This is a genomic window from Burkholderia diffusa (assembly GCF_902499115.1).
Lineage (GTDB): Bacteria > Pseudomonadota > Gammaproteobacteria > Burkholderiales > Burkholderiaceae > Burkholderia > Burkholderia diffusa.
In genome coordinates, this window is sequence record NZ_CABVPN010000006.1 from 175,697 (window position 1) to 201,486 (window position 25,790).

31 protein-coding genes are annotated in these 25,790 nt (G+C 66.5%); 17 read left to right on the top strand and 14 right to left on the bottom strand.

Features of this window, described 5'->3' with window-relative positions:
* Positions 1-151: 151 nt before the first annotated feature.
* From BTE28158_RS08265 to BTE28158_RS08275, 3 genes are all read left to right on the top strand, one after another.
* On the top strand, positions 152-589 hold the full coding sequence (locus tag BTE28158_RS08265; RefSeq protein ID WP_124626236.1) for a hypothetical protein: 438 nt from the start codon (positions 152-154) through the stop codon (positions 587-589).
* Positions 590-839: 250 nt separating this feature from the next.
* Complete coding sequence (locus BTE28158_RS08270) at positions 840-1,052, top strand: hypothetical protein (protein WP_059606822.1); 213 nt, start codon at positions 840-842, stop codon at positions 1,050-1,052.
* Between the two features lie 382 nt (positions 1,053-1,434).
* Positions 1,435-2,262, top strand: coding sequence for an alpha/beta hydrolase (locus BTE28158_RS08275; protein WP_151048888.1), 828 nt, complete (start codon positions 1,435-1,437; stop codon positions 2,260-2,262).
* A gap of 70 nt (positions 2,263-2,332) precedes the next feature.
* Here the strand turns inward: BTE28158_RS08275 and BTE28158_RS08280 are convergent, their stop codons facing one another.
* Positions 2,333-3,358: an SGNH/GDSL hydrolase family protein gene (locus BTE28158_RS08280; RefSeq protein WP_239007078.1), complete on the bottom strand. Its 1,026-nt coding sequence runs from the start codon at positions 3,356-3,358 to the stop codon at positions 2,333-2,335.
* Between the two features lie 297 nt (positions 3,359-3,655).
* On the opposite strand from BTE28158_RS08280, the gene BTE28158_RS08285 reads away from it, so the two are divergent.
* The 7 genes from BTE28158_RS08285 (at position 3,656) to BTE28158_RS08315 (ending at position 9,780) form a co-directional block, all read left to right on the top strand.
* Positions 3,656-4,582, top strand: a complete 927-nt coding sequence (locus tag BTE28158_RS08285) for a LysR family transcriptional regulator (protein WP_151048886.1) — start codon at positions 3,656-3,658, stop codon at positions 4,580-4,582.
* 118 nt (positions 4,583-4,700) lie between these two features.
* A complete protein-coding gene (locus tag BTE28158_RS08290; RefSeq protein WP_151048885.1) occupies positions 4,701-5,903 on the top strand; it encodes a YbfB/YjiJ family MFS transporter in 1,203 nt (400 codons plus the stop codon).
* Positions 5,900-7,159: an MFS transporter gene (locus tag BTE28158_RS08295; RefSeq protein WP_108064709.1), complete on the top strand. Its 1,260-nt coding sequence runs from the start codon at positions 5,900-5,902 to the stop codon at positions 7,157-7,159. The genes BTE28158_RS08290 and BTE28158_RS08295 overlap by 4 nt, the downstream gene beginning before the upstream one ends.
* 264 nt (positions 7,160-7,423) lie before the next feature.
* Positions 7,424-8,524 carry an NAD(P)H-dependent flavin oxidoreductase gene (locus BTE28158_RS08300; protein WP_151048884.1) on the top strand — a complete coding sequence of 367 codons (1,101 nt, stop codon included), beginning with the start codon at positions 7,424-7,426 and terminating at the stop codon, positions 8,522-8,524.
* A 168-nt stretch (positions 8,525-8,692) separates the two neighbouring features.
* On the top strand, positions 8,693-9,064 hold the full coding sequence (locus tag BTE28158_RS08305) for a GFA family protein (RefSeq protein ID WP_059606833.1): 372 nt from the start codon (positions 8,693-8,695) through the stop codon (positions 9,062-9,064).
* A complete protein-coding gene (locus BTE28158_RS08310) occupies positions 9,061-9,204 on the top strand; it encodes a hypothetical protein (RefSeq protein ID WP_170296424.1) in 144 nt (47 codons plus the stop codon). The genes BTE28158_RS08305 and BTE28158_RS08310 overlap by 4 nt, the downstream gene beginning before the upstream one ends.
* Positions 9,205-9,324: 120 nt before the next feature.
* Positions 9,325-9,780, top strand: a complete 456-nt coding sequence (locus BTE28158_RS08315) for a MarR family winged helix-turn-helix transcriptional regulator (protein ID WP_059606835.1) — start codon at positions 9,325-9,327, stop codon at positions 9,778-9,780.
* 111 nt (positions 9,781-9,891) lie between these two features.
* Here BTE28158_RS08315 and BTE28158_RS08320 read toward each other — a convergent pair whose 3' ends face one another.
* The 5 genes from BTE28158_RS08320 to BTE28158_RS08340 all read right to left on the bottom strand — a co-directional run bounded on the left by BTE28158_RS08320 (position 9,892) and on the right by BTE28158_RS08340 (position 12,738).
* Positions 9,892-10,635 (bottom strand): GNAT family N-acetyltransferase, encoded by a 744-nt coding sequence (locus BTE28158_RS08320; RefSeq protein ID WP_151048883.1) that lies wholly within the window; start codon positions 10,633-10,635, stop codon positions 9,892-9,894.
* A gap of 149 nt (positions 10,636-10,784) precedes the next feature.
* The gene (locus BTE28158_RS08325; protein ID WP_151048882.1) at positions 10,785-11,114 is read right to left on the bottom strand and encodes a DUF4148 domain-containing protein; all 330 of its coding nucleotides are present in this window, start codon (positions 11,112-11,114) and stop codon (positions 10,785-10,787) included.
* Positions 11,115-11,186: 72 nt separating this feature from the next.
* Positions 11,187-11,513: a DUF4148 domain-containing protein gene (locus BTE28158_RS08330; protein ID WP_151048881.1), complete on the bottom strand. Its 327-nt coding sequence runs from the start codon at positions 11,511-11,513 to the stop codon at positions 11,187-11,189.
* Between the two features lie 66 nt (positions 11,514-11,579).
* The gene (locus tag BTE28158_RS08335) at positions 11,580-11,999 is read right to left on the bottom strand and encodes an organic hydroperoxide resistance protein (protein WP_124626258.1); all 420 of its coding nucleotides are present in this window, start codon (positions 11,997-11,999) and stop codon (positions 11,580-11,582) included.
* A 280-nt stretch (positions 12,000-12,279) separates the two neighbouring features.
* A complete protein-coding gene (locus BTE28158_RS08340) occupies positions 12,280-12,738 on the bottom strand; it encodes a RidA family protein (protein ID WP_151048880.1) in 459 nt (152 codons plus the stop codon).
* 354 nt (positions 12,739-13,092) lie between these two features.
* Here BTE28158_RS08340 and BTE28158_RS08345 point away from each other — a divergent pair, with 354 nt between their 5' ends.
* On the top strand, positions 13,093-14,025 hold the full coding sequence (locus BTE28158_RS08345) for a LysR family transcriptional regulator (RefSeq protein WP_151048879.1): 933 nt from the start codon (positions 13,093-13,095) through the stop codon (positions 14,023-14,025).
* 112 nt (positions 14,026-14,137) lie between these two features.
* Here the strand turns inward: BTE28158_RS08345 and BTE28158_RS08350 are convergent, their stop codons facing one another.
* On the bottom strand, positions 14,138-14,851 hold the full coding sequence (locus BTE28158_RS08350; protein ID WP_124626264.1) for an SDR family NAD(P)-dependent oxidoreductase: 714 nt from the start codon (positions 14,849-14,851) through the stop codon (positions 14,138-14,140).
* Between the two features lie 685 nt (positions 14,852-15,536).
* On the opposite strand from BTE28158_RS08350, the gene BTE28158_RS08355 reads away from it, so the two are divergent.
* The gene (locus BTE28158_RS08355; RefSeq protein ID WP_170296423.1) at positions 15,537-16,310 is read left to right on the top strand and encodes a HEAT repeat domain-containing protein; all 774 of its coding nucleotides are present in this window, start codon (positions 15,537-15,539) and stop codon (positions 16,308-16,310) included.
* A gap of 344 nt (positions 16,311-16,654) precedes the next feature.
* On the opposite strand, the gene BTE28158_RS08360 is transcribed toward BTE28158_RS08355, so the two are convergent.
* On the bottom strand, positions 16,655-17,143 hold the full coding sequence (locus tag BTE28158_RS08360; protein ID WP_044848239.1) for an aminoacyl-tRNA deacylase: 489 nt from the start codon (positions 17,141-17,143) through the stop codon (positions 16,655-16,657).
* 453 nt (positions 17,144-17,596) lie between these two features.
* Here BTE28158_RS08360 and BTE28158_RS08365 point away from each other — a divergent pair, with 453 nt between their 5' ends.
* Entirely contained in the window at positions 17,597-17,884 is a 288-nt protein-coding gene (locus BTE28158_RS08365) for a YciI-like protein (RefSeq protein WP_059606847.1), read from the top strand.
* A gap of 12 nt (positions 17,885-17,896) precedes the next feature.
* Here the strand turns inward: BTE28158_RS08365 and corA are convergent, their stop codons facing one another.
* Positions 17,897-18,874, bottom strand: a complete 978-nt coding sequence (gene corA, locus BTE28158_RS08370; protein WP_151048877.1) for a magnesium/cobalt transporter CorA — start codon at positions 18,872-18,874, stop codon at positions 17,897-17,899.
* Positions 18,875-19,053: 179 nt separating this feature from the next.
* Between corA and cydX the strand changes: the two genes are divergently transcribed.
* Positions 19,054-19,200 carry a cytochrome bd-I oxidase subunit CydX gene (cydX, locus tag BTE28158_RS08375; protein WP_082729050.1) on the top strand — a complete coding sequence of 49 codons (147 nt, stop codon included), beginning with the start codon at positions 19,054-19,056 and terminating at the stop codon, positions 19,198-19,200.
* Positions 19,197-19,814: a P-loop nucleotide/nucleoside kinase family protein gene (locus BTE28158_RS08380; protein ID WP_059524280.1), complete on the top strand. Its 618-nt coding sequence runs from the start codon at positions 19,197-19,199 to the stop codon at positions 19,812-19,814. Before cydX ends, BTE28158_RS08380 begins: the two co-directional genes overlap by 4 nt.
* Positions 19,815-19,934: 120 nt before the next feature.
* On the opposite strand, the gene BTE28158_RS08385 is transcribed toward BTE28158_RS08380, so the two are convergent.
* Both BTE28158_RS08385 and BTE28158_RS08390 read right to left on the bottom strand, forming a co-directional pair.
* On the bottom strand, positions 19,935-21,035 hold the full coding sequence (locus tag BTE28158_RS08385) for a saccharopine dehydrogenase family protein (RefSeq protein ID WP_040144221.1): 1,101 nt from the start codon (positions 21,033-21,035) through the stop codon (positions 19,935-19,937).
* 437 nt (positions 21,036-21,472) lie between these two features.
* Entirely contained in the window at positions 21,473-21,937 is a 465-nt protein-coding gene (locus BTE28158_RS08390; RefSeq protein WP_006481526.1) for an Lrp/AsnC family transcriptional regulator, read from the bottom strand.
* 329 nt (positions 21,938-22,266) lie between these two features.
* Between BTE28158_RS08390 and BTE28158_RS08395 the strand changes: the two genes are divergently transcribed.
* Positions 22,267-22,812, top strand: a complete 546-nt coding sequence (locus tag BTE28158_RS08395) for a Spy/CpxP family protein refolding chaperone (RefSeq protein WP_151048876.1) — start codon at positions 22,267-22,269, stop codon at positions 22,810-22,812.
* 129 nt (positions 22,813-22,941) lie between these two features.
* Positions 22,942-23,373: a PGDYG domain-containing protein gene (locus tag BTE28158_RS08400; RefSeq protein WP_124629430.1), complete on the top strand. Its 432-nt coding sequence runs from the start codon at positions 22,942-22,944 to the stop codon at positions 23,371-23,373.
* A 52-nt stretch (positions 23,374-23,425) separates the two neighbouring features.
* On the opposite strand, the gene BTE28158_RS08405 is transcribed toward BTE28158_RS08400, so the two are convergent.
* Genes BTE28158_RS08405 through BTE28158_RS08415 form a run of 3 tightly spaced genes read right to left on the bottom strand, consistent with a single transcriptional unit; the run spans position 23,426 to position 25,688 of the window.
* A complete protein-coding gene (locus tag BTE28158_RS08405) occupies positions 23,426-23,788 on the bottom strand; it encodes a DUF3022 domain-containing protein (RefSeq protein WP_059606858.1) in 363 nt (120 codons plus the stop codon).
* Positions 23,789-23,801: 13 nt separating this feature from the next.
* Complete coding sequence (locus BTE28158_RS08410) at positions 23,802-24,590, bottom strand: YhfC family intramembrane metalloprotease (RefSeq protein ID WP_151048875.1); 789 nt, start codon at positions 24,588-24,590, stop codon at positions 23,802-23,804.
* Between the two features lie 54 nt (positions 24,591-24,644).
* Positions 24,645-25,688 carry a LacI family DNA-binding transcriptional regulator gene (locus tag BTE28158_RS08415; RefSeq protein ID WP_059606862.1) on the bottom strand — a complete coding sequence of 348 codons (1,044 nt, stop codon included), beginning with the start codon at positions 25,686-25,688 and terminating at the stop codon, positions 24,645-24,647.
* Between the last annotated feature and the right edge of the window lie 102 nt (positions 25,689-25,790).

Consider the following 25,790-nt stretch of genomic DNA (forward strand, 5'->3'; position numbering starts at 1 on the left):
ATCACGCCGTTCACGCCGTCCGTGCAATTGGTTACAAATGGATACCGCGAACGACGCGTGGACGTTGCAGACTACGCGGCATACCGGCTCGGCGATGCGCTCACTGGCATCGCTGCGTGCCGCCCGACGTTCACCCGATTCGCGGAGTTCCATGAAGTTTCCCACGCTGCTGACGCTCGGCTGTGCCGCCACGCTGCTCGCCGCCTGCCACCTGCTCCACGACGGCCCCGGATCGAGCGACGTCGATGCCGCGGTGCGCCGCGCGCTCGAAGCGGAAAACCACGGCGGCTTGAACGCGCTGTTCGGCCAGCCGCTGCCCGTGTCGGCCGACGTGATCTCGGCGAAGCCCGCCGGCGACTGCAGGAAGGCCGGCGAACGCACCTACGCGTGCGACGTCGTGATCACCTGGCGCAACAGCGATTACACGCCGTCGCGCGCGAACCTGACCTTCGTGCAGGCCGCCGACGGTTCGTGGCAGACCTCGGGCGTCGACGCCGCCATCGCGACCGGCGCCGCCAAGTCGCTGATCGACAAGATCGGCAAGGCATGGCCTGGCAATGCGGCCAGCGGCGCGTCGGCACCGCAGTGACGCGCCGGCGACGGGCTTCGTCGCCGCTCCTGCCGAAATGCCGTGCGGAAGATGCGTGTTGCACCGTCGCCTGCCTTCCTTTGAAGGCAACCGTTATCCCGTCTTGTCCGATGCATGAACCCTGCGTAACGGCGAAAAAGGGCGCAAACACGGCCTGCCATCGGTCGAAGCCATCCTCGGTATGCGGACTGGAATATAGGGAAAACCCTTAATTCGAGATATAATCGCGGGCTAGAAGAAAGGTCGAACCATGCCCGAACGTTTCCAATCTCTCGAAAAATTTCTGTTCTCCCTGGTCGTGATGTCCGCGGTCTTCTGCTCCGCATTCCTCGCGTACGAGCGTCACCCCGAGATCAAGATCGCGCTGCACGAAGGCGAAGCGCTGATGCGCGAAAGCGCCAAGTATTCGGTCATCTGCTCGCCGTCCAAGGTCGATCCTTGCGTCGAGATGTCCGCTTACTGAGCCTCGTCTCCCGCTGACGCACCGCGCTGATTCCCGCCGACACGCGCCGGCGGCGCGCATCGCGCCCCCGCGCGCACCGGTTCCGGTCGCGCATCGCCTGAACTGAACCCCGCTTCCCCGATTCACGGATTCCGCTGCGGCGAGCGTCATGCCGCTTCATCACGCCGGTGCGCTCGTTCGCGCATGCGCCGGCACGATGCGCGTGCTGCTCGACAGTCCTCCGCCGAAAGCGGACAGGCGCACGCCGCCCCCCGCCGATTCCGGATAGCCGGCGCCTGTTGCGCTGCGCATAATGGTGCAACGGCGTCGGCCCGCCTGGCGCCTTCGTAGCGTGGCACCGCGACTGTCCCGCGCATCCGCAATCCGACCCGGCGCTTCCCGAATGACGATCCTCTATCGCGGCATGGACCGCGCGGCCCTCGACGCCGCCTACCTGAACACGAAGGCCATTCCCGATTTCCCCGCGGTGCTCGCGTCCTGCCAGGCACGCAGCGCAGCGCTTTACGATGCGACGCCCGGGCAGCGCGACCTGCGTTACGGTGCGCGTCCGGCGCAGCGCTTCGACTGGCTGCGCTGCGGCCGGCCCGACGCGCCGCTGTTCGTGTTCATTCACGGCGGCTACTGGCAGCACTGCGCGAAAGAGGATTTCGCGTACGCGGCCGCCGGGCCGCTCGCACGCGGCTTCGACGTCGTGCTCGCCGAGTACACGCTCGCACCGACCGCATCGATGACCGACATCGTCGGCGAGATCGGCGCGTTGCTCGACCATCTCGCGGCCGACCCCGACGGGATCGGCACCGCAGGACGACCGATCCACCTGAGCGGTCACTCGGCCGGCGGCCACCTGACGGCCATGCATCGCGCGCATCCGGCCGTCGTGTCTGCGCTCGCGATCAGCCCGCTCGTCGATCTCGAACCGATCTCGCTGTGCGTGCTCGACGACAAGCTGAAGCTCACCGCGCAAGAAATCACCGCATACAGTCCACTGCTTCACATCGGGCCCGGCGCACCGACCATCGTCGCGGTCGGCGCGGCCGAACTGCCGGAGCTCGTGCGCCACGCGCACGAATACGCGGACGCATGCGAAGCGGCCGGCGAACGGATCGCACGCGCATGGCTACCCGGCATGCAGCACTTCACGGTGCTCGACGATCTCGCGAAACCGGGGAGCGCGATGCTCGCTGCGTTGCAGGCGGTCGCGCCGCATTGACCGCGCCGTATTGCGTCGCGTCGCGTGATTTCGCGCCGCGCGCGGCCGGGTAGGGCCGCCGCATTGCTGCTCATTGCGACGCGCACGGATCAGGGCATCCGGCCGTCGCCGTCAGACCGGCATCGACATCGGGGGCAGGGGCGGCGTCGGCGCCTTGCTGGCGGACCGTATCCGACGCCACTGCCTGCAACCTTGCTGCCATGTCCGGCGCGATGCCGAGCTGCGCGGCCGCTTGCTCCCGCGGGCCAAACGTACGGACGTCGACACCGGCGATCTGTTGGAACAGCACGAGCGCGCTCAGGTAAGCGCCCAGCACGCCCGGATGCAGATAGTCTGGCCGCGAGATCGGCGGGTCGTTCTGCGCGCGCATCCCGTACCACAGCAGCGGCGCGCCGGACGGTGCGTACGGGTCGGGATCGGCGACGCCGGTCGTCCACGCGCGCTGCCACGCGCGGCCGACCGGCACGACGGCGGCGATGGACGGATCGCCCCGGCGCGCGCCATCGAACGCATCGCGATATGCGGCGACGAGCGCGGTGAGGCGATCGACGTAGCGCGCGTGAAAACCGACGCTATCCGGCTCGCCCGCCAGCGCTTTCGCGAGATCGGCACGTGGCCAGGTTTCATATAGATAAACACGCGCTTGCGGCGCCGCCGCGCGAATGCCGCGTGCGAGCTTCGCGACGCTCGCACGGAAACCGGCCGGATCGCTGGCGCGGCTGTGCGTGAGCGCGAACGGCAGAGGCTTCGCGCTCAGTTCCTGCAGGACCACCACATCCCACGTGGGCCGGTCGATCACGTCCGATGCGACGCGGTCATGTTTCGCGAGACTCGTCGCCGACATCGCTTCCAGATGAACCTCGAAGTCGAGTCCGGCTTCGGCGGCGAAGCGCGCGAAAATCCCCGGAATCCCGCCCCACGGGCCCGGCTCGCGTTCGGCGCGGGCCCCGGTCTGCCCGAAGTTTTCGTCGACGACCCGCGCAGTGCCGCCAACCTCCTTGCTGCCGGGCTGCATCGCGCCGTACGAACGCACGGGCGTGTAACGGCCGTGCGTGAGGCTGTCGCCGACGAACAGGATGCGTTGCGGCGTGCGCATTGCCGGTACGGGCGACCCGCCCGGCAAGTGCGTGGCTTCCGTGGCCGAGGTAGCCGTCGCCGGCCCGACGACCAGCAACGCCACGACGCACGTCAGTGCGGAACGCAAGATCGGGCAACAGAACGAGGGCATGGCGGGCATCTCAGTCATCGCAGGGGTTTCGGAGGACGCGTGGCCGCAGTATTTCACGAAGCGGCACAACGGGGCCGACCACGCATCGCGGGACGCGTACGGTAGACTGCTCGCTGGCTTTTTCCCGCCGCCAATGACACGACCACTCTCGCACGCTCACACGCCATGGACCGAATCGATGCGATGAAGGTGTTCGTCGCCACGCTGGACGAGGGCAGTCTCGCTGGCGCGAGCCGCCGTCTCGGCCGCTCGCCGGCGGCAGTCAGCCGCGCGATCGCGTTTCTCGAGGAGCACACGGGCACCGCGCTGTTGTACCGGACCACCCGGACGATTCGCCTCAGCGAAGCCGGTGAACGCTACGCCGCAGCGTGCCGCCGCATCCTCGCGGATCTCGAGGAAGCGGACATGCTGATCGCGGACGAACGCTCGGCGCCGCGCGGCCTGCTGACGATCACGGCACCGGTCGCCGCCGGCGAGGACGTGCTGCGCGCGCTCATCGACGAATTCATCGACCGCCATCCGGCCGTGTCGATTCGCCTGCAACTGCTCGACCGTCCCGTCAGCCTGATCGACGAAGGAATCGACGTCGCGCTGCGCATCGCACATCTGGCGGATTCGACGCTCGTCGCGATCCCGGTGGGCGCGGTGCGGCGTGTCGTCGTCGCGTCACCCGACTATCTGGCGAAGCATCCGCCGATCACCGCGCCGGCCGATCTCGCACGGCACCGGATCATCTCGATGACTCACTTCGGGCTCGATTCATGGAGCTTCCCGCCGTCGGGCCAGTCGGCGCTGCCGCAGGTGGTCCAGTTCGCGCCGCGCTTCATCGTCAACACGATCCGCGGCGCGCTTGCATCGGCGCTCGCCGGCCACGGCGTCACGCGCCTCTTCTCGTATCACGTCGCCGAGCAGGTTCGGGACGGCGCGCTGCGAATCGTGCTGCGCGACAGCGAACATGCGCCGCTGCCGATTCACGTCGTCACGCCTTACGGACGGCTGTCGGTGCCGAAAGTGCGGACGTTCGTCGATTTCGCCGCGCCACGATTGCGCGAGCACTTCGCACGGCTGGCCACCATCACCGACGACGATTGAACCGATCTGCGGAAGAATGGCTTCCGCAACGCGTGGATTCTCCCGAAACCCGGTTCAATCTAGACTTCCTTCAACCGTCGGGCGCGTATGCGTCCGCCCAGCGAATGGAGGTCCTTCAATGCAACAAGCGCTTCTCGACCGGCAGAACGCCCCCGCGTTCAACGTGTGGCGCGGCACGGTGTCCGGTGCCAGTGCGAGCCTGATCGGCATAGGTCTGGCACGATTTTCGTATACGCCGCTGCTGCCCGCGATCATCGGCGCGCACTGGTTTCCCGCGTCGACGGCCGCCTATCTGGGTGCGGCCAACCTCGGCGGCTATCTGGCCGGTGCGCTAGTCGCCGGCGCGCTCGCGCGCCGCGCCGGCTCGACCGCCGTGCTGCGCGCGATGATGCTGCTCGCGACGCTTGCATTCGTCGCGTGCGCGGTGCCCGTGTCGTTCCTGTGGTTCTTCGTCTGGCGCTTTGCGTCCGGCCTGTCCGGCGGCGCGCTGATGGTGCTCGCCGCGCCGGCGATCCTCACGCATGTGCCGCCGGCGCGCCGCGGTTTCGCGAGCGGCGGCATCTTCACGGGAATCGGTGTCGGCATCGCGGCGTCGGGCACGATCGTGCCGATCCTGCTGCGGCAGAGTCTCACCGCGACGTGGCTGGGGCTCGCGATCGTGTCGCTGCTGTTGACCGCCGTCGCGTGGCGCGGCTGGCCGGCTGACGATGCGCCGCCTGCGGCCGTCGCGTCGCCGGCCACGCACGCACGCAACCTCCCGACCGGCAGCCTGCGCGCGCTGTACGTCGAATACGGGCTCAACGCGATCGGGCTGGTCCCGCACATGATCTTCCTCGTCGACTACGTAGCGCGCGGACTCGACAAGGGCGTGGACGCGGGCGCGCAGTACTGGGTGCTGTACGGTCTCGGTGCGATCGTCGGGCCGCTCGCGTGCGGGCATCTCGCCGATCGAGCGGGATTCGGTCGCGCACTGCGTATTGCATTCGCGATCGAGGCCGTCGCCGTCGTGCTGCCGCTGCTCGGGATGGGATCCGCCGCGCTGATCGTATCGAGCGTGGTGGTCGGCGCGTTCACGCCCGGCATCGTACCGCTCGCACTCGGCCGCGTGAATGAACTGCTCGCACATCATCCGTCGGTTGCGAAACGCGCATGGCGCAGTGCGACGACCAGCTTCGCGATCATGCAGGCGATGGCTGCCTACGGCCTGTCGTACCTGTTCGCCTCGAGCGGCGGTCGATACGAAACGCTGTTCGCCGTCGGGGCCGCCGCGCTGCTGCTGGCGCTCGCGGTCGACGTCGTCGCATCGGCGAGGGCGCGATGAGCACGACCATCCAGACACCTGACACGGCGCGCGCCGGCCGGTCCGCCGCCAGCTATGCCGAACGGAACGCGCGCTACTGGCAGCGCAATCTCGCCGTGTGCGTGTTCGGCTCGTTCACGACGCTCGTCAGCCTGAGCATGCTGCTGCCGTTCCTGCCGCTGTACGTGCGGCAGCTCGGCGTCGATGCGCAGTCGGCGGTGATCGAGTGGTCCGGCGTCGCGTTCGGCGCGACGTTTCTCGGCACCGCAGTCACCGCGCCGCTGTGGGGCCGCCTCGCGGATCGCTTTGGCCGCAAACCAATGCTCGTGCGCGCTGCGCTCGGAATGGCCGTCGTGATGTCGCTGATCGGCGTTGCGCACAACGTTCAGGAACTCGTCGCACTGAGGCTCGTCGCCGGGCTCGTCGGCGGCTATGCGTCGGCATCGACCGTGATGGTGGGCACGCAGGCACCGCGCGAACGCGCGGGCTGGGCGCTCGGCATCCTGTCGACCGGTGCACTCGCGGGCAACCTCGTCGGGCCGCTCGTCGGCGGCTTGCTGCCGGGCTGGCTCGGCATCCGCGGGACTTTTTTCGCGGGTGGGGCGATGATCGCCGTCGCCGCGCTGCTGACGATCCTGCTCGTGAAGGAGGACTTTCACGCGGACACCGACGCACTGACGCGACACGCCCGCGCAACGACCGCGGACACGGCACGGCGCACCGATCTTGCGGCGGTCGCCGCGCTCCTGGTGACGGCAATGATGGTCCTGCTCGCGAACATGTCGATCGAGCCGATCATCACGGTATATATCGGCGGGCTCGGCGTGGATGGCAGCCACCTCGCGCGCGTCGCCGGCGTCGTGATGGCCTGTTCCGCACTGGGCAGCATGCTGACCGCCGCGCGGCTCGGCGCGCTCGCCGACCGGATCGGCAGCTGGAATGTCATCGTCGGCTGCCTGCTGCTGACCGCGCTCGCAATGGTGCCGCAGGCATTCGTCTCGCACTGGTGGCAACTCGCGGCACTGCGCGTGCTGATGGGGATGACGCTCGCCGGGCTGCTCCCGTCGATCGGCAAGCTGGTCCGGCAGTCCGTCGACGAGCGCGCGACGGGCCAGATGCTCGGCTACCTGCAATCCGCGCAGTTCGGCGGGCAGGTGATCGGCCCCGTGATCGGCGGACAGATCGGCGTCGCGCTCGGGCTGCATGCGGTGTTCTTCGTGACAGCCGCGCTGCTGACGGCCTGCGCGGGGCTCGCCTATCGGGTACGCAGGCGATAGAAGCAAGTTGGGCTGGCGCGCGGGCGGCAGGCCGGCGTAGCATGGGCGCGGTTGCCGGGGGCTGTTTCGCGCACCGTTCGGATGCGCCTCGCGCCGCGCGACGGCCGCGTCACTGCCCGATCGGCCGCCGGGTTCGACATCGCTTTCCCGTGACCGGCTCCGCGCGACGCGCCGTGAACATGCCGTATACCGGACCCGACCCAGCAGCTTCGGCCAGCACCTGGCCGCAGCATTCCGATCCCGGACGTTGCAGGAGGCAACGACATGAATCGACCGACCGACAACCGGACGCTGTTGCGCACGCTCGGCATCCGCACCCCGATCATCCAGGCGCCGATGGCCGGCGTCAGCACGCCCGCGCTGGCGGCCGCCGTGTCGAATGCGGGCGGGCTCGGCTCGCTGGGCGTCGGCGCGACGAACGCCGACGGCGCGCGCACGATGATCCGCGACACGCGCGCGCTCACCGACCGGCCGTTCAACATCAATCTGTTCTGCCACCGGCCGGCCCGCGCCGACGCAGCCGTCGAACGCGCGTGGCTCGACTGGCTCGCACCCGCGTTCCGCGAACAGGGCGCGACGCCGCCGGCGTCGTTGTCGGAGATCTACACGAGCTTCGTCGCGGACGATGCGATGCTCGCGATGCTGGTCGAAGAAAAACCGGCGGTCGTCAGTTTTCATTTCGGGTTGCCGTCCGATGAGGCCATCGCCGTGCTGAAGCGCGCGGGCATCACGCTGTTCGCGTCCGCGACGAATCCCGACGAAGCCCGGCAGATCGCCGCGGCCGGCATCGACGCGATCGTTGCGCAGGGCATCGAAGCCGGCGGGCACCGTGGCGTATTCGACTCGACGCCGCACGACGACCGGCTCGGCACATTCGCCCTGACGCGACTGCTGGTGCGCGAATGTGCGTTGCCGGTGATCGCCGCCGGCGGCATCATGGACGGCGACGGCATCGCCGCGGCGCTCGCGCTCGGTGCGCAGGCCGCGCAGCTCGGCACCGCCTTCGTCGCGTGCCCGGAGACGTCGATCGACGACGGTTATCGCCGTGCGATCCTCGGCGACGCAGCGCGCCGCACGACATTGACGACCGCGATCTCCGGACGGATCGCGCGCGGCATCGCGAACCGGCTGACCGCGCTCGGCGACGATCCGCACGCACCGGCCACGCCCGCCTATCCGATCGCATACGACGCGGGCAAGGCACTGCATGCGGCCGCGAAGGCGAACGGCGAGTTCGGCTACGGCGCGCAATGGGCCGGGCAGGCGGCGCCGCTCGTCCGGTCGCTGCCGGCGACCGAACTGTTCGCGACGCTCGAGCGCGAGACACGGGTGGCCATCGCACGGTTACAGCACGCACTTGACTGATTTCGCGGCCGCACGCGGTGCGCCGGCGTTCGGCGAATGCGCCGCAATGCGAATGGCCGGGTACGGAATTGCAACGTTCTGTATCCGCGCGCGGCGTGGATACAGCGTGATACACGGCGTCGGCGAAGGCCCGTTATAAAGCGGACATGACTTCTTGAGGAGCACGACATGTCTGCTACATGGTTCAACGGATCTTGCCACTGCGGCGCCGTGAAATTCCAAGTCCGGACCGCGCTTGCGCCGGCGGCTCGCTGCAACTGCAGCCTCTGCCGCCGTCGCGGCGCGCTGATGAGCCCGATGTTCGCCGCGGCCGACCTGAAGATCGTCGAAGGCGAGGGCGCGCTGACGCTCTACCGCTTCAACACGCACACGGCCCGTCACTATTTCTGCAGCCGCTGCGGCGTCTATCCGTTCCATCAGACGCGCAAGGATCCCGCGTGCTGGCGCGTCAATCTCGGCTGCCTCGACGGCGTCGATCCGTATGCGCTCGATGCGACCGTCGCCGACGGCGCAAGCCTTTCCGTCGTGGAGGACGCATGAAGCGCTGGCTGATGATCCTGCTGTTCGCCACGGGCGGCCTCGCGACCGAGATCGCGCACCCGGTGCAGTGTTCGCTGCTGTCGATCAGCCGCCAGCGGACCGGCGACCGACGGGGTCGGAATGACAGCGGACGAGATTGAGCAGGCGCCGCGGGCGTCGCATCGTGTTGATCGGAAGCGATAATCATGCCTCCGATAAGATCGCACGCGATATATAATGCGTTCGTCTGCGACACGAACCGCTGTCGCTGGAGAACGCTCATGAAACCGACCGAAGCACAATCGCCCGCCACACCGAAGCTGTCCGAGTTCCTGTGTTTTGCGATCTACTCGACGAATCTCGCGTTCGGCAAGGCATACAAACCGATCCTCGAAGAGCTCGGCCTCACGTACACACAATACATCACGATCATCGCGCTGTGGGAGGAGGGCAACCAGACGGTCGGACAGCTCGGCGAAAAGCTGTTCCTCGAATCGAACACGCTGACGCCGATCCTGAAGAAGCTCGAGGCGATGGGCTATCTGGAGCGGCACCGCGATCCGTCGGACGAGCGCCAGGTACTCGTGAGCCTGACGAAAAGCGGCCGCCGCGTGCGCGAGAAGGGACTCGACATGAACCTGGTCGAAGCCACCGGCCTGAAACCCGACGAATTCGCGAAGATGCAGAAGGCCATCGTCACGCTGCGCGGCAACCTGATCGATTCGATCAACGAATAGACGATCGAACGCAGGCTCGATGTCGAGCCTGCGATGCGATTGCCGCCGGCTCCCTCCGCCATTTCAGTACATTTTCCGCAGTCGGGACCGAGGCGCCGCCGCGACCGGTCCTTATGGCCGGCGCGCCGGCTGGCCCGTCCCGGTCTCCTCGCGCCCCAGCACCAGCAAATGCATGTCGCGACGCGTCGCGAAGCCGAGTGCGCGATAGCGCTCAATCGCACCGTGATTCGACGTGAGCACGTGCAGGAACGGCGTTTCCGCCCGCGCAAGGATGGTCGCGACCAGCGACCGGATCAGTCCGGCCGCGAGGCCCTGGCCCCGGAAAGCCGCATCCACGCACACGGCGCTGATCTCCGCATGACCGCCGGCCCTCAACCGCTGACCGGCCATCGCCACGAGCCGGCCTTGCCGGCGGACACCGATATAGCCGCCGAATTCGACCGTGCGCGTGCCGAACGGGCCTGGTTCCGTCGCCGCGATCAATTCGAGCATCTCCGGCACGTCGGCTTCGGTGAGCCGGACATGCTCCAGAGCAGGCGCGCCGTCGAGCGTTCCCTGCCAGATCATCTGATGCAGCATCGCACGCCAGACCACGGAAAAGCCGGGCGGCGTCGGGATCTCGTCCGGCGTGACGAGTGCCGCAGGCCCATGCGCGTCGATCAGTCCGCGCAGCGCGTCGAACGCCGTCGGGCTGCGGTCGGCCATGCCCGCAAACGGTGCGAGCGCAGGAGGAAATCGACGCGCAAGCAGGTCGCCGAGGGCGAAACGATGCTGCTCCCCGGTAAGCGCATGCCATACGGCATTGTCGAGCGGATGCGATCCGCCTCCTTCCTGCTCAGTCGTTCCTTCCCGCATCGCCTGCTCCTTGATCGAAGGCCGTTCGTCGCACAGCATAGACGCGATCGCCCAGGGCAGGTTGCGGACAAACGGACAAGCAAAAGCGCATGCGATTAGATCGCATGCGCTTTATTTGGCGGACGGTGTCGTCGATTTCGTCGCGACGCTCAACGACCGAAATAGATCGAGCGCTCGGCCGTGCGAATCGCCATGCGACTGCCGGATTGCGTCGCACCGTCGGCGTTGTTGCCGTAACCGGCCGTCTGGGTGTCGGCCGCCGTCGCCTCGTTGTCGCGCACCCGCTTCAGCGCTGCCTGCAGGTTGTCCGGATAGCTGGGATCGTTCGGGCGATTCGGCAGATAACCGGCCTGCTGGAGCGCGGCCAGTTCCGCCCGCACTTGCGCACGCGTCACGGTGCTCTCGGTTGCGAAGGCCGGTGCGGCAATGGAAGCCGACACGGCGACGAGCAGGGCTGCAATCAGTTGGGTCTTCATCATTTACCTCGACAGAAAAGAGTAATCGGAATGTGAACGCCGCGCGCCGGCAATCGGCGTCGATCGCGACTTCGTTCAATGGCCGAAGTAGATCGAGCGCTCGGCGATGCGCGTGACAGGACGGCTGCCCGATTGCGTGACGGCTGCGGCGTCGGCGCCATAACCGGACGTCGCCGTATCCGCTGCGACTGTGTCGTTCGCGTGGATACGCGTCAGCGCCGCCTGCAGGTCGTCCGGGTAGTGCGGATCGTTCGCGCTCCCCGGCACATAGCCGGCCTGCTGCAGCTGGACGAGTTCGGCACGCACTTGTGCACGCGTCACAACGGCATCACGGGCAAAAGCCGGCACGGCAGCAGCAGCGGACACGGCAACGAGAAGGGCAGCGATCAGTTGGGTTTTCATCATTCACCTCGACAAGAAAATGGCAGGACATTCGGGAAGGCAGCACGTGGCCGCCCGGGGCATTGCTCAGACGATGCGGATCTCGACGTCGATGTTGCCGCGCGTCGCCTTCGAGTACGGGCAGGTCTGGTGTGCGGTGTCGACAATGTGCTGCACGACGTCACGATCGAGCCCCGGCACGCTCACGTTCAGGCGAGCCTGCAGGAAGTACGCGTTGCCACCCGTGCCCAGGTCCACTTCGGCATCGACCGCGAGATCGGCAGGCAGCGTGACCTTCGCCGCGCGCGCCGCGAGCTGCATCGCGCCGATGAAGCAGGCCGACCAGCCGGCCGCGAATAGTTGTTCCGGATTCGTGCCGGTACCGGCACTGCCCGGCGACGACAGCTGGATGTCGAGGCGGCCGTCGGAACTGCGAGCCGCGCCGTCGCGGCCGCCGGAAGTCGTATGCGTCTTGCCCGTGTACAGCACTTTTTCGATCTTGCTCATCGTTCACTCCGTCAGGTAGGAAGGTTGTTGTCTGATGCGATTAAATCGCATGCGATGCAGTTTGATCGAGGCGACCAATCACGTCAAGCGCATTCGATTAACTCGCATACGATATTTTGTATTGCAATGTATCGGGATCGTGTCGAGCCTTGCCGGAAAAGGCTCTTCGATGATGCATCCCTTATATTGAAAAGGCACCTCGGATCGAAAGTTTCAGCGGTGGCAGGGCAGATGGCCGCCGGATTCGCGGCCGCCCGGGCTTGCGGCAACCCGGTCATGCCTAGCGGATCTCGGCGATCACGACCAGGACCACCGTCGCGTCGGCCGGCAACTGACGGTGGGAAAAGGCCGAGCGCGCGTGTCCGGCCTTGTTGCCCAGCACCTTGGCGAACAGGTCGGAGGCGCCGTCGATCACGGCCGGCTGACCGTGGAAGCCCTCGGCCGACGCGACGTGCCCCTCGACACGGACGATGTGATGCAGGCGGTCGAACCCGCCGAGGTGCTTTCTGATCTGCGCGAGCACGTTCAACGCCGCAAGCTGCGCCGCGTGCCGACCGTCATCGACATCCCGTTGTTCGCCGACGCGGCCCGTATAAGCCACCTTGCCGTCGACGAGCGGCAATTGCCCGGAAATGAACAACAGGTTGCCGGCCTCACTGACGGCCGTGTAGCTGCCGAGCGGTTGCGGCGGTTCGGGTAGCGTGAAGCCCAGTTCGGCCAGCTTCTGTTCGATCATCATGGCATTCTCCTTCGGGGATCGTTGATGAGTTGGCCGCGGTGTGGAGCGCAACTCGCCACGGCCTCTGTCGATCACTCTAGTGACGCGGTAGGGGCCGGTAAATATCGTTCGCGCAATTGACTCGACACACGGTGTAACGAATCGCCCGCGGTGCAACGCGGCGCGAACGCGTAACTCCGGTATCGCCGATCCGCTGGTTTCCCAGCGGGGATTCATGCACACTCGGGGCTTCGGCGTCCCGCCACGGAACAACCAGCGCTGGCGGGCCGGAAGCGTGATGCCTCGTTGCAGGCGCAAGCCGAATTCGCCGTTTTGCAACCGCTCAAGGCAGCACGAGGAAGCAGGAGCCGCCCCATGCAGAGAAAATTCGATGACCTCCTGCTCGGCAGCATCGAGCTGTTCTGCCTGGCAGCCGAACTCGGCAGCTTCACGCTCGCCGCAACGGCCGCGAGCGTCACGCCGGCCGCGGTGAGCCGGTCGGTCGCGCGGCTCGAGGAGCGTCTCGGTGTACGCCTGTTCATACGGACAACGCGCCAGATCCGCCTCACCGATTCGGGGCGGCGGTATTTCGAGCAGTGTCGTGATGCGCTGTCGCAGCTCGTCGACGCGGAGCGCGAAGCGACGGGGCAGCAGACAACACCGGCCGGCGTGCTGCGCATCAGCATGCCGACGCCATACGGACACTATCGCGTGCTGCCGCTGCTGCCCGCGTTTCGCGAGCGATACCCGGACGTACGCGTCGAAACGCATCTCAGCAACCGCAACATCGACTTCGCCGAGGAGGGTTTCGACCTTGCGATCCGCGGCCGCGCGCCAGCGGATTCGAGCCTGGTCGCACGCAAGCTCGAGGACGCCGAACTCGTCGTCGTCGCGACGCCCGGCTATCTGAAGCGCGCCGGCGTACCGCGCACGGCCGACGATCTGCACGCGCACGAATGCATCCAGTTCGAGCTCCCGAGCAGCGGGAGGCCGATTCCATGGCTGTTCAACGACGGAGCAGCGGAAATCGACGTCGCGACGACGGGTGGCTATGGCACGTCGGGCGACGTCCTCGCCGGCGTCACCCTCGCGCGCAGCGGTGCGGGCCTGTTCCAGACCTATCGCTTCATCGTCGAACGGGATCTGCGGGAAGGCACGCTCACCGAGGTGCTGTCCGCCCAGGGCGGGCGATCGCGGCCGTTCATGCTGCTGTATCCGCATGCACGTTATCTGTCGTCGCGCGTGCGCGTCTTCGTCGACTTTCTCGTCGAACATCTCGAGCAGGCACCCGGCAGGCGGACTCGCTAGCCGCGGCCTGCCATGCCGGCAACCGGGCAGAGCGGGGCGCGCAAGCCTCGCCTGCGCCGGCATCGGGGCGCCGCGCACCCTCCGCGCCGGCGCATGTTCACGACGTTGCCGCTCAGTGCCCGGCGCTCTGGCCGCCGTCCACGTGCAGGATCTCGCCGGTGACGAATGGCGCGGAATCGAGATACAGGATCGCGCCGACGATGTCGCTCATCTCGCCCATCCGGCCGACCGGATGCAGCGATGCGAGCGTCGCGTGCGTGTCGGGCGCGTGCATCGGCGACTTGATGATGCCGGGCGACACGGCGTTCACGCGGATGCCGGCCTTCGCATATTCGATCGCGAGCGACTTCGTCGCCGCATTGAGCCCGCCTTTCGTCAGCGATGCGAGCACTGACGGTACGTTGCTGTTCGCGTGGTCGACGAGGCTCGTCGTGATGCTGACCACATGACCGCCGCCGTTTCCGTTTCGCTGCATCGCCGCAATCGCGCGCTGCGTGACGTGGAAGAAGCCGTCCAGGTTCACGCGGGTGACAGCTGCGTAGTCGTCCGCCGTGTATTGCGTGAACGGCTTCGCGATGAAGATGCCCGCGTTGTTGACGAGCGTGTCGACCCGGCCGAAGCGCTCGATGGCGGCGTCGACCACGCGCCGCGCGACAGCCGGGTCGCCGATGTCGCCCGCGACGGTGACGAGATCGGGATCGTCCGACGGCCCGATCGAACGGGACGTCGCGACCACGCGATGGCCCTGGGCGCGGAATGCGTTGACCGTTTCGGCACCGATGCCTTGCGATGCGCCGGTGACGATGATGACTTTGGAAGTGCTCATGATATGCCTCGACAGGTGACTGGTTTTCGGCTTCAGCGCCGACCGGATTGATGAATCCGATGGACGCAACTCTAGGCGCGCCGGGCCGGAGTTCGAATACCCACCATGGACCAACAGTCTTGCGTCGCGGGAACAAATGCGGGGAAGAGCGGGGACCGACGCAGCGGCGAGGATGCCGGCGGAGATGAGTCAACGCGCCCCCAGTGCGCCGTCATTCACACAGGGCGACACGCGTCGATCGTTGCGAATTCGACGGTTTGCGTGGCGAAATGATGTGAATGCCGTATCTCGGATCGTGCGTCACGCGTCGGGCACTTCTGATTTTTATCAAAACTATCCGGATAACTTTTCTTATCACAATAGCGTTATTTTTCACCGAAACTCCCGGATGCGAAAACGCGCCTGATCTGACCGTCACACGCTTCGTCGAACGGCTCCCCAAGCGAATCAGGGCAGGGCGTGCCGTCGCACGTGGATGCTCGGTGCGCTAACCGGCACTCCGAACACGACCAAAACTGGCACAATCGTGCCCACAGCCGTAGATGCGGCCCGATATCGCCCGACGATTGCCCGGCAGCGAACACCGCCGATCCGCTTGTCCCGGACACTTGCTTCGGCCGGCGCAGCACCTGCACCAAGCGCAGGATCGCGCGAGCGCCGCCCAATAGCCGGCGCGGCATGCCGGATGTCGCGCGGCGCGGCGAACATGGCGAGCGGGCGGCTCGAAGCATCCGGTTTCGGGCTGCCAGGGCGACGCTCCGCGCCTGATGGCGCAGCTTCACGCCGCGTGAATCGCACGGTGAAGCAAGCCGCAATCAATACGATTTCCATGCACGCGTTGAACACACTGCACGAACAGGTCGAAAAATTCAGGGAATGGGCGGCGCTATACCCGGTCCACCAGCGAAGTACCGACTGGGAATGCGAGTACGGCCATTGGGAAGCCCTGTGGGACGCGTCGCTTGCCGTCGTCGACTCGCTTGCGCCGGACGCCTGGACCGTAACCGCGTGCGCCGATCTGCTTTACGCGATTGCCCGCGACCACGCGCTGGAACACATTTCGAGCATGCTCTGGACGCAACCCGACGCGTTGCTGGCACTTGCGCGCGCCTCGATCGACGCGTCGGAGCCGAACGCCAAATGGCAGTTGGCCGCGCGACTCGGCGGGCAGAGTTCGCATGCCGCAGAGGCCGAAGCACTGCTGTTGCGCCTGGTGAACGACGAGGACGAATACGTGCGCCGGCGTGCCTTGCTTGCGTTGGGCGCGCTGAAGTCCGCTTATGCCGAAACGCTCGCGGAACGCGCATGGGACACCGGACATGAATATCAGCGGATTGCCGCGTTGTGGGTGCTCAAGGACGTCAAATCCGGCAAGCTGGCGCAATACGTGAAGCTGGCCGAGGAAGACGGTCGCGAATACGTCGTCCGGAACGCGCGAGACGTCATGATGACGGGTTGAACGCCGCCGCATCGTGCGCAGCCTGCGGCTGGAACCCGGGAATCCGGTGGTTGGTCGGCAGACCGGCCGCAGAAGCGACATTTCTAAATGGCTAGAACACGACATTTCTAAAAAGCTACTACAATTTTTTTGTTGATAACTATGATTATGTCAAATATGAAATTCGCCCGACGACACCACTGAGATCCCGATGGGACGCCACCAGAATCCCGCCTCACCGGTCGCTCGCGGCACCGATTTCCGGCGTAAACGCAGCTGCGGCAAAACCGGCGAAACGCAACGTCCCTGACGGCCGCCCGCCAGACGCCGTCTCCAACCACCGCAAACTGCCCGCAACAGGACGATCAGGACAACCACATCCCCTGCATCTTGTGCGAGAAATGCGCGCGCTCGGCCGTCTCCATCAGCGACAGGAATTCGTCCTGCATCATGTGGATCAGCGCTTCGTGGTCGCCGGCCTCGAAATACACTTCCGGCTGCTGCGCGAGATGTTCCTCGAGGAACGTCTTCATCCCGTACGCCATGCACACCGGCGGCAACGCGCCGAGGTCGCAATCCTTGAACAGTTCGCGCAGTTCGATTTCCCTGGCAAGCACGAGATGACGACCGGTCTTGACCCAGAGATCCGACAGCCGCACTGCATGCGACGTCGGCAGCACGGCGGCGACGTAGCCTTCGTCGTCCTCGAGCAGCACGGTTTTCGCGAGGCGATCGCCGGGGATATGCGCCGCGGCGGCCGTCTCCATGCTGGTATGGCTATACGGGTGGTACACGACTTCGTACCGCGATGACTTCTGGCGCAGGCAATCCTGCAGGGTGGCTGACACAGGCATGGCACACCTCGTCTCGACGAATCGGGCGAACGAAGTTCGCTCCGGATTCGTTCAGCATAGGTCGCATTGCGGCCAATGGAAACGCCCTCGCACGACACCCGGACGGACGGCCCCGACACCTGGCTTCGGCCCCTTTTCCGGTCGGCGCGGCCGCCCTAGCCGCCCTTGCCGGTATGCGAAATCCGGGCCCGGAATACGCATGGAACATGCCGTCCGGACCCGCCTTTCCTGAAGACAAAACCGGCGATAACCGGTCAAATGCGATAACGCGAATCCATGCGATGGCGGATTCAGCCTAGACCGTTAGTTGCATTTTAGGGAAGGGCATCGAGACCTGAAAATCATCTTCGTGGTCGCCCGAAATCGGCCGGCCACGCGCCGACAAAGACCGAACCGCGCTCTATACTGAGCCAACCGCCCGCCATCCAGCGGCAACCGATTCCGGGAGCGACCATGCATTACCAGTTGATCTACGAACTCGTCGACGATTACCTGTCCCGGCGCGAGCAGTACCGCGCCGAGCACCTCGCACTCGCGCAGGCGGCAACCGAGCGCGGCGAACTCATGCTCGCCGGCGCATTGCAGGATCCAGCCGACCGGGCCGTGCTCGTCTTCGAAGGCGACTCGCCGGAAGCCGCCGAATCGTTCGCCCGCGCCGATCCGTACGTGCAGCACGGCCTCGTCAAATCCTGGTACGTGCGTCCGTGGCGCGTCGTGGTCGGCAAGCACGCCCCGCGCTAGCAGCGCCCGCGGCTACAGCCACCCCGCCCGCTTGAAGCGCCACCACAACGCGAGATCGGCGGCGACCATCACCCCGATGCAGCCGTAGAAGCCGTACTTGAGGTGCAACTCGGGCATGTTCGCGAAGTTCATCCCGTAGATGCCGGCAATCATCGTCGGTATCGCGAACAGCGCGGCGAACGAACCGAGCTGCTTGGTCACTTCGTTCTCCGCGAGCGAAATCATCCCGAGGTTGACCTGGATCGCGGTCACGACCATCTCGCGCCGCCCTTCGATCGTCTTCACGATCCGCTGCAGGTGGTCGTACACGTCGCGGAAGTAATGCTCCATCCCGCTACAGACCTGCGGAATGCGTCCGCCGGTGAGCTTCGCGAGCGGCTCGATCAGCGGCGCCGTGTGCTGGTGCAGCGTTACGAGCCGGCGTTTCAGCGAATAGAGATCCTCGATGATGACGCGCGACGACGCGGGCGAGGCCTTCGTGAAGATGCGGTCCTCGAGTTCCTCGAGCTCGAGGCCGAGCGTCTCGAGGATCGGGAAATAGCGGTCGACGACCTGGTCCATCAGCGCATAGAACACGAACGCCGACCCTTCCTGCAGCAGATGCGGCTCGCGCTCGCAGCGCTTGCGCACGTCGCGGAAGTCCTGCTCGGTATGGTTGCGGATCGACAGCACATAGTTCGGGCCGACGAACACGTTCAGCTCGCCGACCTTGAATTCGCCGTCGTCGTCGAGCTCGACCATATGCAGCACCGCGAACAGCGAATCGCCGTACTCCTCGATCTTCGGCCGCTGATGCCCCTTGCGGGCGTCCTCGAGCGCGAGCTCGTGCAACCCGAATTCCTCGCCCATCAGGTCGATCTCGTCCGGCGTCGGATCCTTCAGCGCGACCCACACGAAACACTCGGGCTTGGACACGTAGTCGCTGATGGCGTCGATATCGATTTCGGCCAGCTTGCGGCCGTCCTGGTATGCAGCACAATTGATCAGCATGTTGTCCGTCTTGTTGCAGTTTTCGCATCAGTTTACCGGTTTGACGCGCGGGCGGCCTGGCTTGCGCGACACGCCGATATTGGTCATGATCGGACTACGTGCGACGCGGCATGCGCACGGCATCGCTTCGACAGACGCACGGCATGGCCGTGCGGCCCAACCGTCAAGGAGACAGACCCATGTGGTATTTCTCGTGGATACTCGGCATCGGCGTGGCGCTCGGCTTCGGCATCATCAACGCGATGTGGCTGGAGGCGGAAGTCTTCTCGCGCGGCGACAAGCGCACCGACGCCTCGCGCGCGGATCCGGGGAGCCGGTATTCGTGACGCACCTGGTGTTCTTCTGCGGTCATGCCGGCACCGGCAAGACCACGCTCGCGAAGCGGCTGATCGGGCCGCTGATGCGTGCGACCGGCGAAGCCTTCTGCCTGCTCGACAAGGACACGCTCTACGGCCGCTACAGTTCGGCCGCGATGGGCGCCCTCACCTCCGATCCGAACGATCGTGACAGCCCGCTCTACCTGAAGCACCTGCGCGATCCCGAATACCAGGGCCTGCTCGACACAGCCCGCGAGAACCTCGCGCTCGGCATCGGCGTGCTGGTGGTCGGCCCGCTGTCGCGCGAAGTGCGTGATCGGCGCATCCTCGACCGCACGTGGCTCGGCATCGGGCCGGACGTCGTGCTGACGGTCGTTTGGGTCCATACCGCGGAAGACGTCGCGCACCAGCGGATCGTCGCGCGCGGCAATCCGAACGACGCGTACAAGCTCGCGCACTGGGATGAATACCGGCAACGCCGCTTCGTGCCGACCGGCCATGAATGCGACGGCATCGTGATGTTCGACAACACCGCGCCGTCCGACGCGGACATCGATGCTCTGCTGTACCGCATCGCACCGCCGGCGCCGCAGGCAACGATCGTCCCGCCGCTGCCCGCCTGAGCGGCAGGCATCGCCCTGCTCTTCCCCGCTTCGACACGCTTCGACACGCTCAAAAAAAACAACGCCGGAAGCGCTGTTGCGCTCCCGGCGTCGCACGGCCCTCGTGCCGGAGACCCGTCGTCAGGCGACTTCGTGCACGCGCTCCATCGTGCCGCCTTCGTACAGCTTGCCGAAGCGGTTCGCGAGGAACGCCTTCAGCGACACCTTCTCTTGCGGGATGAAACCGCTCTGCGGCAGCTTCTTCTCGCGGAACAGATCCAGCACCGCGCACATCGCGCCGGCCGTCGTGATCTGGATCGCGCTCATGTGCATCCCGCACACGTCCTTCGCGAAAATCTTGCGCGTGAACACGTCCTGCACGAGCTGGCCGTCCTTCACGCCCGTCACCGTGACGAACACGAGCACGACGTCCTGCTTCGTCGACGGCACCGCGCGGCGCATGATCGACTTCAGCGTGTCGCGGTCGCTCGACAGGCGCAGGTCCTCGAGCAGGAACTGCACGAGTTCGCGGTGACCCGGATAGCGCACCGACTTGTAGTCGAGCGTCTCGACCTTGCCCGACAGCGTCTCGCACAGCGTGCCCAGACCGCCCGACGTGTTGAACGCTTCGTATTCGGTACCGTCGAGCGAGAAATGCTCGAGGCCTTCGAGCGGCTGCACCCACTGCTTGCGGCCGTCACGGATCGCTTCGCACGGCTGGCAGTATTCGTTGATCAGGCCGTCGACGCTCCACGTCAGGTTGTACTTGAGCGCGTTGGTCGGATACTCGGGCAGCGCGCCGACGCGCATCTTCACGTCGCGCACTTCGCTGAAGCCGTTCACGAGCTCGTGAGCGGCGATGCCGATGAAGCCCGGCGCGAGGCCGCACTGCGGCATGAACGCACGGTCCGAACCATCCGCCAGTTCACGGATCGCGTGGGTCGCGCGCACGTCTTCGGTCAGGTCGAAGTAATGGACGCCGGCAGCCTTGGCCGCCGCGGCGACGTTGACCGCAAGGTAGTACGGCAGCGCGTTGACGAGCGCATCGAAGCCCTTCACGGCTTCACGGATCGCATTGGCGTCGGCCGAATCGACACGCTGCGTCGCGATGCCTTCACGCGACAGCTTGGCGAGCGCATCAGCGTCGCGGTCGAACGCGACCACTTCGTAGTCGCCCGTTTCACGCAGCATGTGAGCAATGGTGTGACCGATCAGACCTGCGCCGACGATGGCGATTTTCATGCGCTTATCTCCTGATGATGAGTTTGGTGTTGGTGTACGGCGTCGAGCCATGAACACAGTTTAGGGACGCGCAAAATCAGTTCCAAGACGAAGAATGATGCGAAACGACCGTTTAATTCGACGATATGACGACGCATTTCGTCACAACGACCAAATCGTCTAAAAATCACATATATGACGCGCTGCAAACGGCCCGCGATGGACGCGTTTGGACGGGCACGAAGGATCATGCACGGCGGAAGATGCGCACGCGAATGAATCGTTGCCCGCGCGCAAGCCGGCATTCGACGCAACGATGCGTGCTCGCGTCCAGATGCGCGACGCAACGCCCCGCGGCGAGTGCCGGCGGCGGGTATCAAGGGAAGGGAAAGGAGGAAAAACCGGCGCGACGATTCGAATCGCGCCGCGGTGTCACACGCGACACCGCATGCGATGCGTCATCCGCCGATCGTGCCGCGATCGATCTTGCGCGACAGGATGATCGACGTGGTCGTGCGTTCGACGCCTTCGAGCGTACCGATCTGGTCGAGCAGGTCGTTGAGCCGTTCGGGCGAATCGGCGCGCAGCCACGCCACGTAATCGTACTCGCCGCTCACCGCGCACAGCAGCTGCACCTCAGGCATCCGGTCGAGCTTGCGCAGCACGTCCTTGCCGAACTTCGGCGTGAGGATGATGCCGACGTACGCATAAATGCTTGCATCGAGCACGTCCTGTCCGAGCCGCACGCTGTAGCCGGCGATCACGTTGGTGCGCTCGAGCCGCGCAATGCGCGCGACGACCGTCGTGCGTGCGACGTCGAGTTGTCGCGCGAGATCGGCGACGCTTGCGCGCGCATCGGCTTGCAGCAGCGCGACGAGTTGCCGGTCGAGGTCGTCGAGTTGGTCGAGGCGAGGTGGACGCATGAGGCTGGGCCGGCGTGCAACGCGCCGGCGAAATGGAACGTGACGCGATGATAGCGCCGAACGCCGGTGCGCCCAAACGGCATCGCATGCGGTCACGGGCTTACGCGTTCGTCTCGCCTGCCTCGTTCGCGGGCGGCGTCCGAGGTGTCGATCGAACCCCGTCCGCCCACTATGTCCCTTTCAATTTCGATTCGTTTCGGATGTAAGCAAGTGTCGCATTCACTGCCGCGCCGCACGCAACGTGCTACTAATGGTGTGCGACGCGAGCGGCGCGCTTGCGGCAGTGGCCGCCGCGCCCGTTCGCAAGACACCACCCCGGAGAGCCAATCATGAAGAAAATCTCGCTCACCCTCGCTACGCTCGCCGTTGCAGCCAGCGCGTTCGCGCAAACGCCGACGCAGCCGCCGGCGCCCGCTCCGTCAATGGCGGCTGCGGCGTCGGCCCCGAGCGCCGAACAGCGCGCGGCGCGCCACGAAGCGCGCATCGAGCAGCGCATCAAGTACCTGCACGATCAACTGAAGATCACGTCGGCGCAGGAACCGCAATGGAAGACGTTCGCCGACACGATGCGTGAAAATGGCGACACGATGGGCCGCCTCTATCGCATGCGGATGGAAAGCCAGAACGTGTCCGCGGTCGACGACATGAAGCAGTACGCGGAACTCGCGCAGGCGAACGCGGACGGCGCGAAGAAGCTCGCCGACGCATTCGCGCCGCTCTACCAGAGCTTCCCGGCCGACCAGAAGGCACTCGCCGACACGACGTTCCGTAGCTGGCTGCATCACGGCGGCGAACACCGCGGCAAGGGCAAGGCCCGGAGCAAGGAAGGCAAGGCAGCCGCCGCGCCGGCCGCCAGCGCGCCCGCACAACCCTGACGTCCGCCTGCCGGCGCCACGGTGCCCGTCCGGGGCGAACGGCGTCGCGCATCCCGCAGGAATTCGGTGCGCCACACGGCGCGCCGGATTCGGGATAAGCTCCCGGCTTTTCCCGCACTTCCCCCCGCCATGCTCGAACTCAAGCACATCGATCTGCGTACCGACCCGCAGGCCCGTCGCGTCGTGAAGGACGAAACCGTCACGGTCGCCTTCGCGGAGGCCGACGGCGAACTGATGAGCCTCGAAGGCCCGAACCGCTATATCGCGGGCGACGCGCTGATCACCGGCTCGACCGGCGACCGCTGGGTCGTGTCGCGCGCACGCTTCGACGCGAAGTACCTGCCCGCCGATCCGGCGCTCGCGCACGGTGCGCCGGGCGCCTACCGGAACCGTCCGGCCGTCGTGCTCGCCCGCCGGATGGACGAACCGTTCACGATCGCCCGCTCGGAAAACGGCGACACGCTGCGCGGCATCGCCGGCGACTGGGTCATGCAGTATGCGCCCGGCGACTACGGCGTCGTCCAGGCGCAGCGTTTCGCGCAGGTCTACCGCGACGCGTAACGCGTAGCGCGCGACGCCGGCATCGCGCCGGCGCGCTCGCTCACGTCAAGGGTCAGGCAAAGTCTTCGTCGAGTTCGAGTTCCGCGTCGCGCTCGACGGCCTCGCCGGCCGCGTGCCGCTCCTCGAGCGAGCCCAGCATCGCTTCCGTGTACGCATGCAGCACCGCATGGCTGCGGGCGCGCTGCATCGGCCTGAGCGCCAGATAGCGCGCCAGCGCGGCCGGCACGATGCGGATGTCGAGCGTCATCCGTTTCGGCGTCGAACCGAAACGCATCGCCAGCCACTGCACTGACAGGAAGCGTCCGCGTTCGTCGCTGCTTTCGACAAAGCGCGTCTGTTCCGGAAAGAGATCGCAGATCACGCGCGCGAGCGCGTCGAATTCGGCGCTCCGGCATTCGATCAGATAGTCGTCCATTCCGCCCCTCCCGTCAGGCCGCCGCACGCGGCGACCGGCACGTCTTCGCCAGCACGGCGACCAGGATCGCGGCCAGCACGAAATACGCGGCCTCGAGCGATCCGGCCGGCAGCACGCGCACCTGATACAGCAGCGCCGGCGCGACCGCCAGCGCATGCAGCACGATCGCGAGCGGCAGCACGCCCGCGCGGCCGGCGCGCACGCCGCGCCAGACCAGCACCGACAGCGCGAGTTGCACCACGAACGCCGAGCAACGCTCGAGCAGCAACAGCAGGATCGACTGTGCCGACAGCGTCGCCAGCATCACGTGCAGCCGCACGACGGTATCGCCCGGCAGGTCCGCGAGCTGCGTCTCGAGCTGGCCGCGGCTCGCGAGCCACGCAAGATACGACCACTGGCCCCATATGAGCACGCCGACGAACCAGGCTTCGGCACCGGCATGGCCGATCCCGTAGCCGATGCCGCGCCCGTCGCCGGCGGACGCGCCGTAGCGGCGGTTCAGGAACCGGATCCCGAGATAGCGGCCGACTTCCTCAAACACGGCGGTCGCGAGCGCGCTGTACGCGACGAACGCGAGCGGCTGCGTGAGCCAGCCGCCGGCGGGCGTCTGGCTCAGCACGAGGCCATGGAATGCGCGTTCGACGATCATCGCGAACAGCGTGAAGACAGCGACTCCGACGATCGTGTCGCGGCGGTCGAGCGAAAGTGGCTTGCGCAGAATACGGAAGAGAACGAACGGCAGTAGCGCGATGATCAGCGTGGCGGCGATCAGCACCGCCAGCGTGACGGGAGCGACAGTCATGAATTTCCTTGTTCGGGGCAGCGCACCTGACGCGCGCCGTGCCCCGAATGATACTCAGCTTGCGGTCGACGCGCGCGCAATCAGCTCGCCCGGCAGCAACGCGACGCGCACGTCGCCGGCCGCGCCGTCGATGCGCTCGTGCACGAATTCGACCGCCTTGTAGCCGATCTCGTAGGTCGGCTGGCGAATCGTCGTGATGCCGATCAGTTCGGCCCATTCCGGATCGTCGATCGACAGCAGCGCGGCCTTTTCCTGCCACGCCGCGCCGAAACGCGCGCGCAGATGGCGCGCGATCGCGAGCGCGACCGGCGCGTTGGCGGCGAACAGCGCCGCACGCACGCCGCGCCGCACCGCGTCGTCGATGCGCGCGTCGAGGTCGGCAAGCGCCGCCGCAGCCGCGGCGGGCTCGTTCAGGTCGAGCACGACCGTCGGCGGCACCGGCAGCCCGCGCGCGTCGAGCGCCGCGCGAAACGCAGCCTCGCGCAGGCGCCGCGAGCTGACACGCTCGAACGGCTGCACGACGAAATGGATCGCATCGAAGCCGCGCGCGACCAGGTGCGCGATCGCCATCTCGATCGCATCGGTATTGTCGAGCCCGATCAGGTCGGCCTCGAAGCCCTCGACCGTCCGGTCGACGAGCACGGCCGGAATGCCGGCGCCGCGCAGCGGGCGCAGCACGTCTTCCTCCGCGCCGAGCGCGTTGACGATCAGCCCCTCGACCCGGTAGGTCGTCAGCAGCTGCAGGAAGCGCCGCTCCATCTCGACCTCGTTGGCCGCGTGACAGATGAGCGGCATGTAGCCGAGCGCGTGGCACGCGGCCTCGACGCCCTGCAGCACTTCGACGGTATACGGATTGGTCAGGTCGGCCGCGAGCATGCCGAGCAGCCGGTTGCGGCCGCGCTTCAGCCCGCGCGCCATCTGGTTCGGCCGGTAGTTGAGGCGCGCGATCGCCGTCTCGATCCGCTGGCGCAGATCGGCGGACAGCACGTGCGTCTCGCCGTTCAGATAGCGCGAAACGCTGGTCTTGCCCGTGCCGGCTTCGCGTGCGACGTCGCTGATCGTCGCCGGACGCTGCGTGGAAGGTTGCGAATCGCTCAAGTCGTGCCTCGCGACGTACGATCCGCGCCGCTTCGTGTGCGGACGGACCTTTGTTGTTGGATACGAAAGCCACCCGGCGGACGCCGCCGCTCCCCTGCTTCG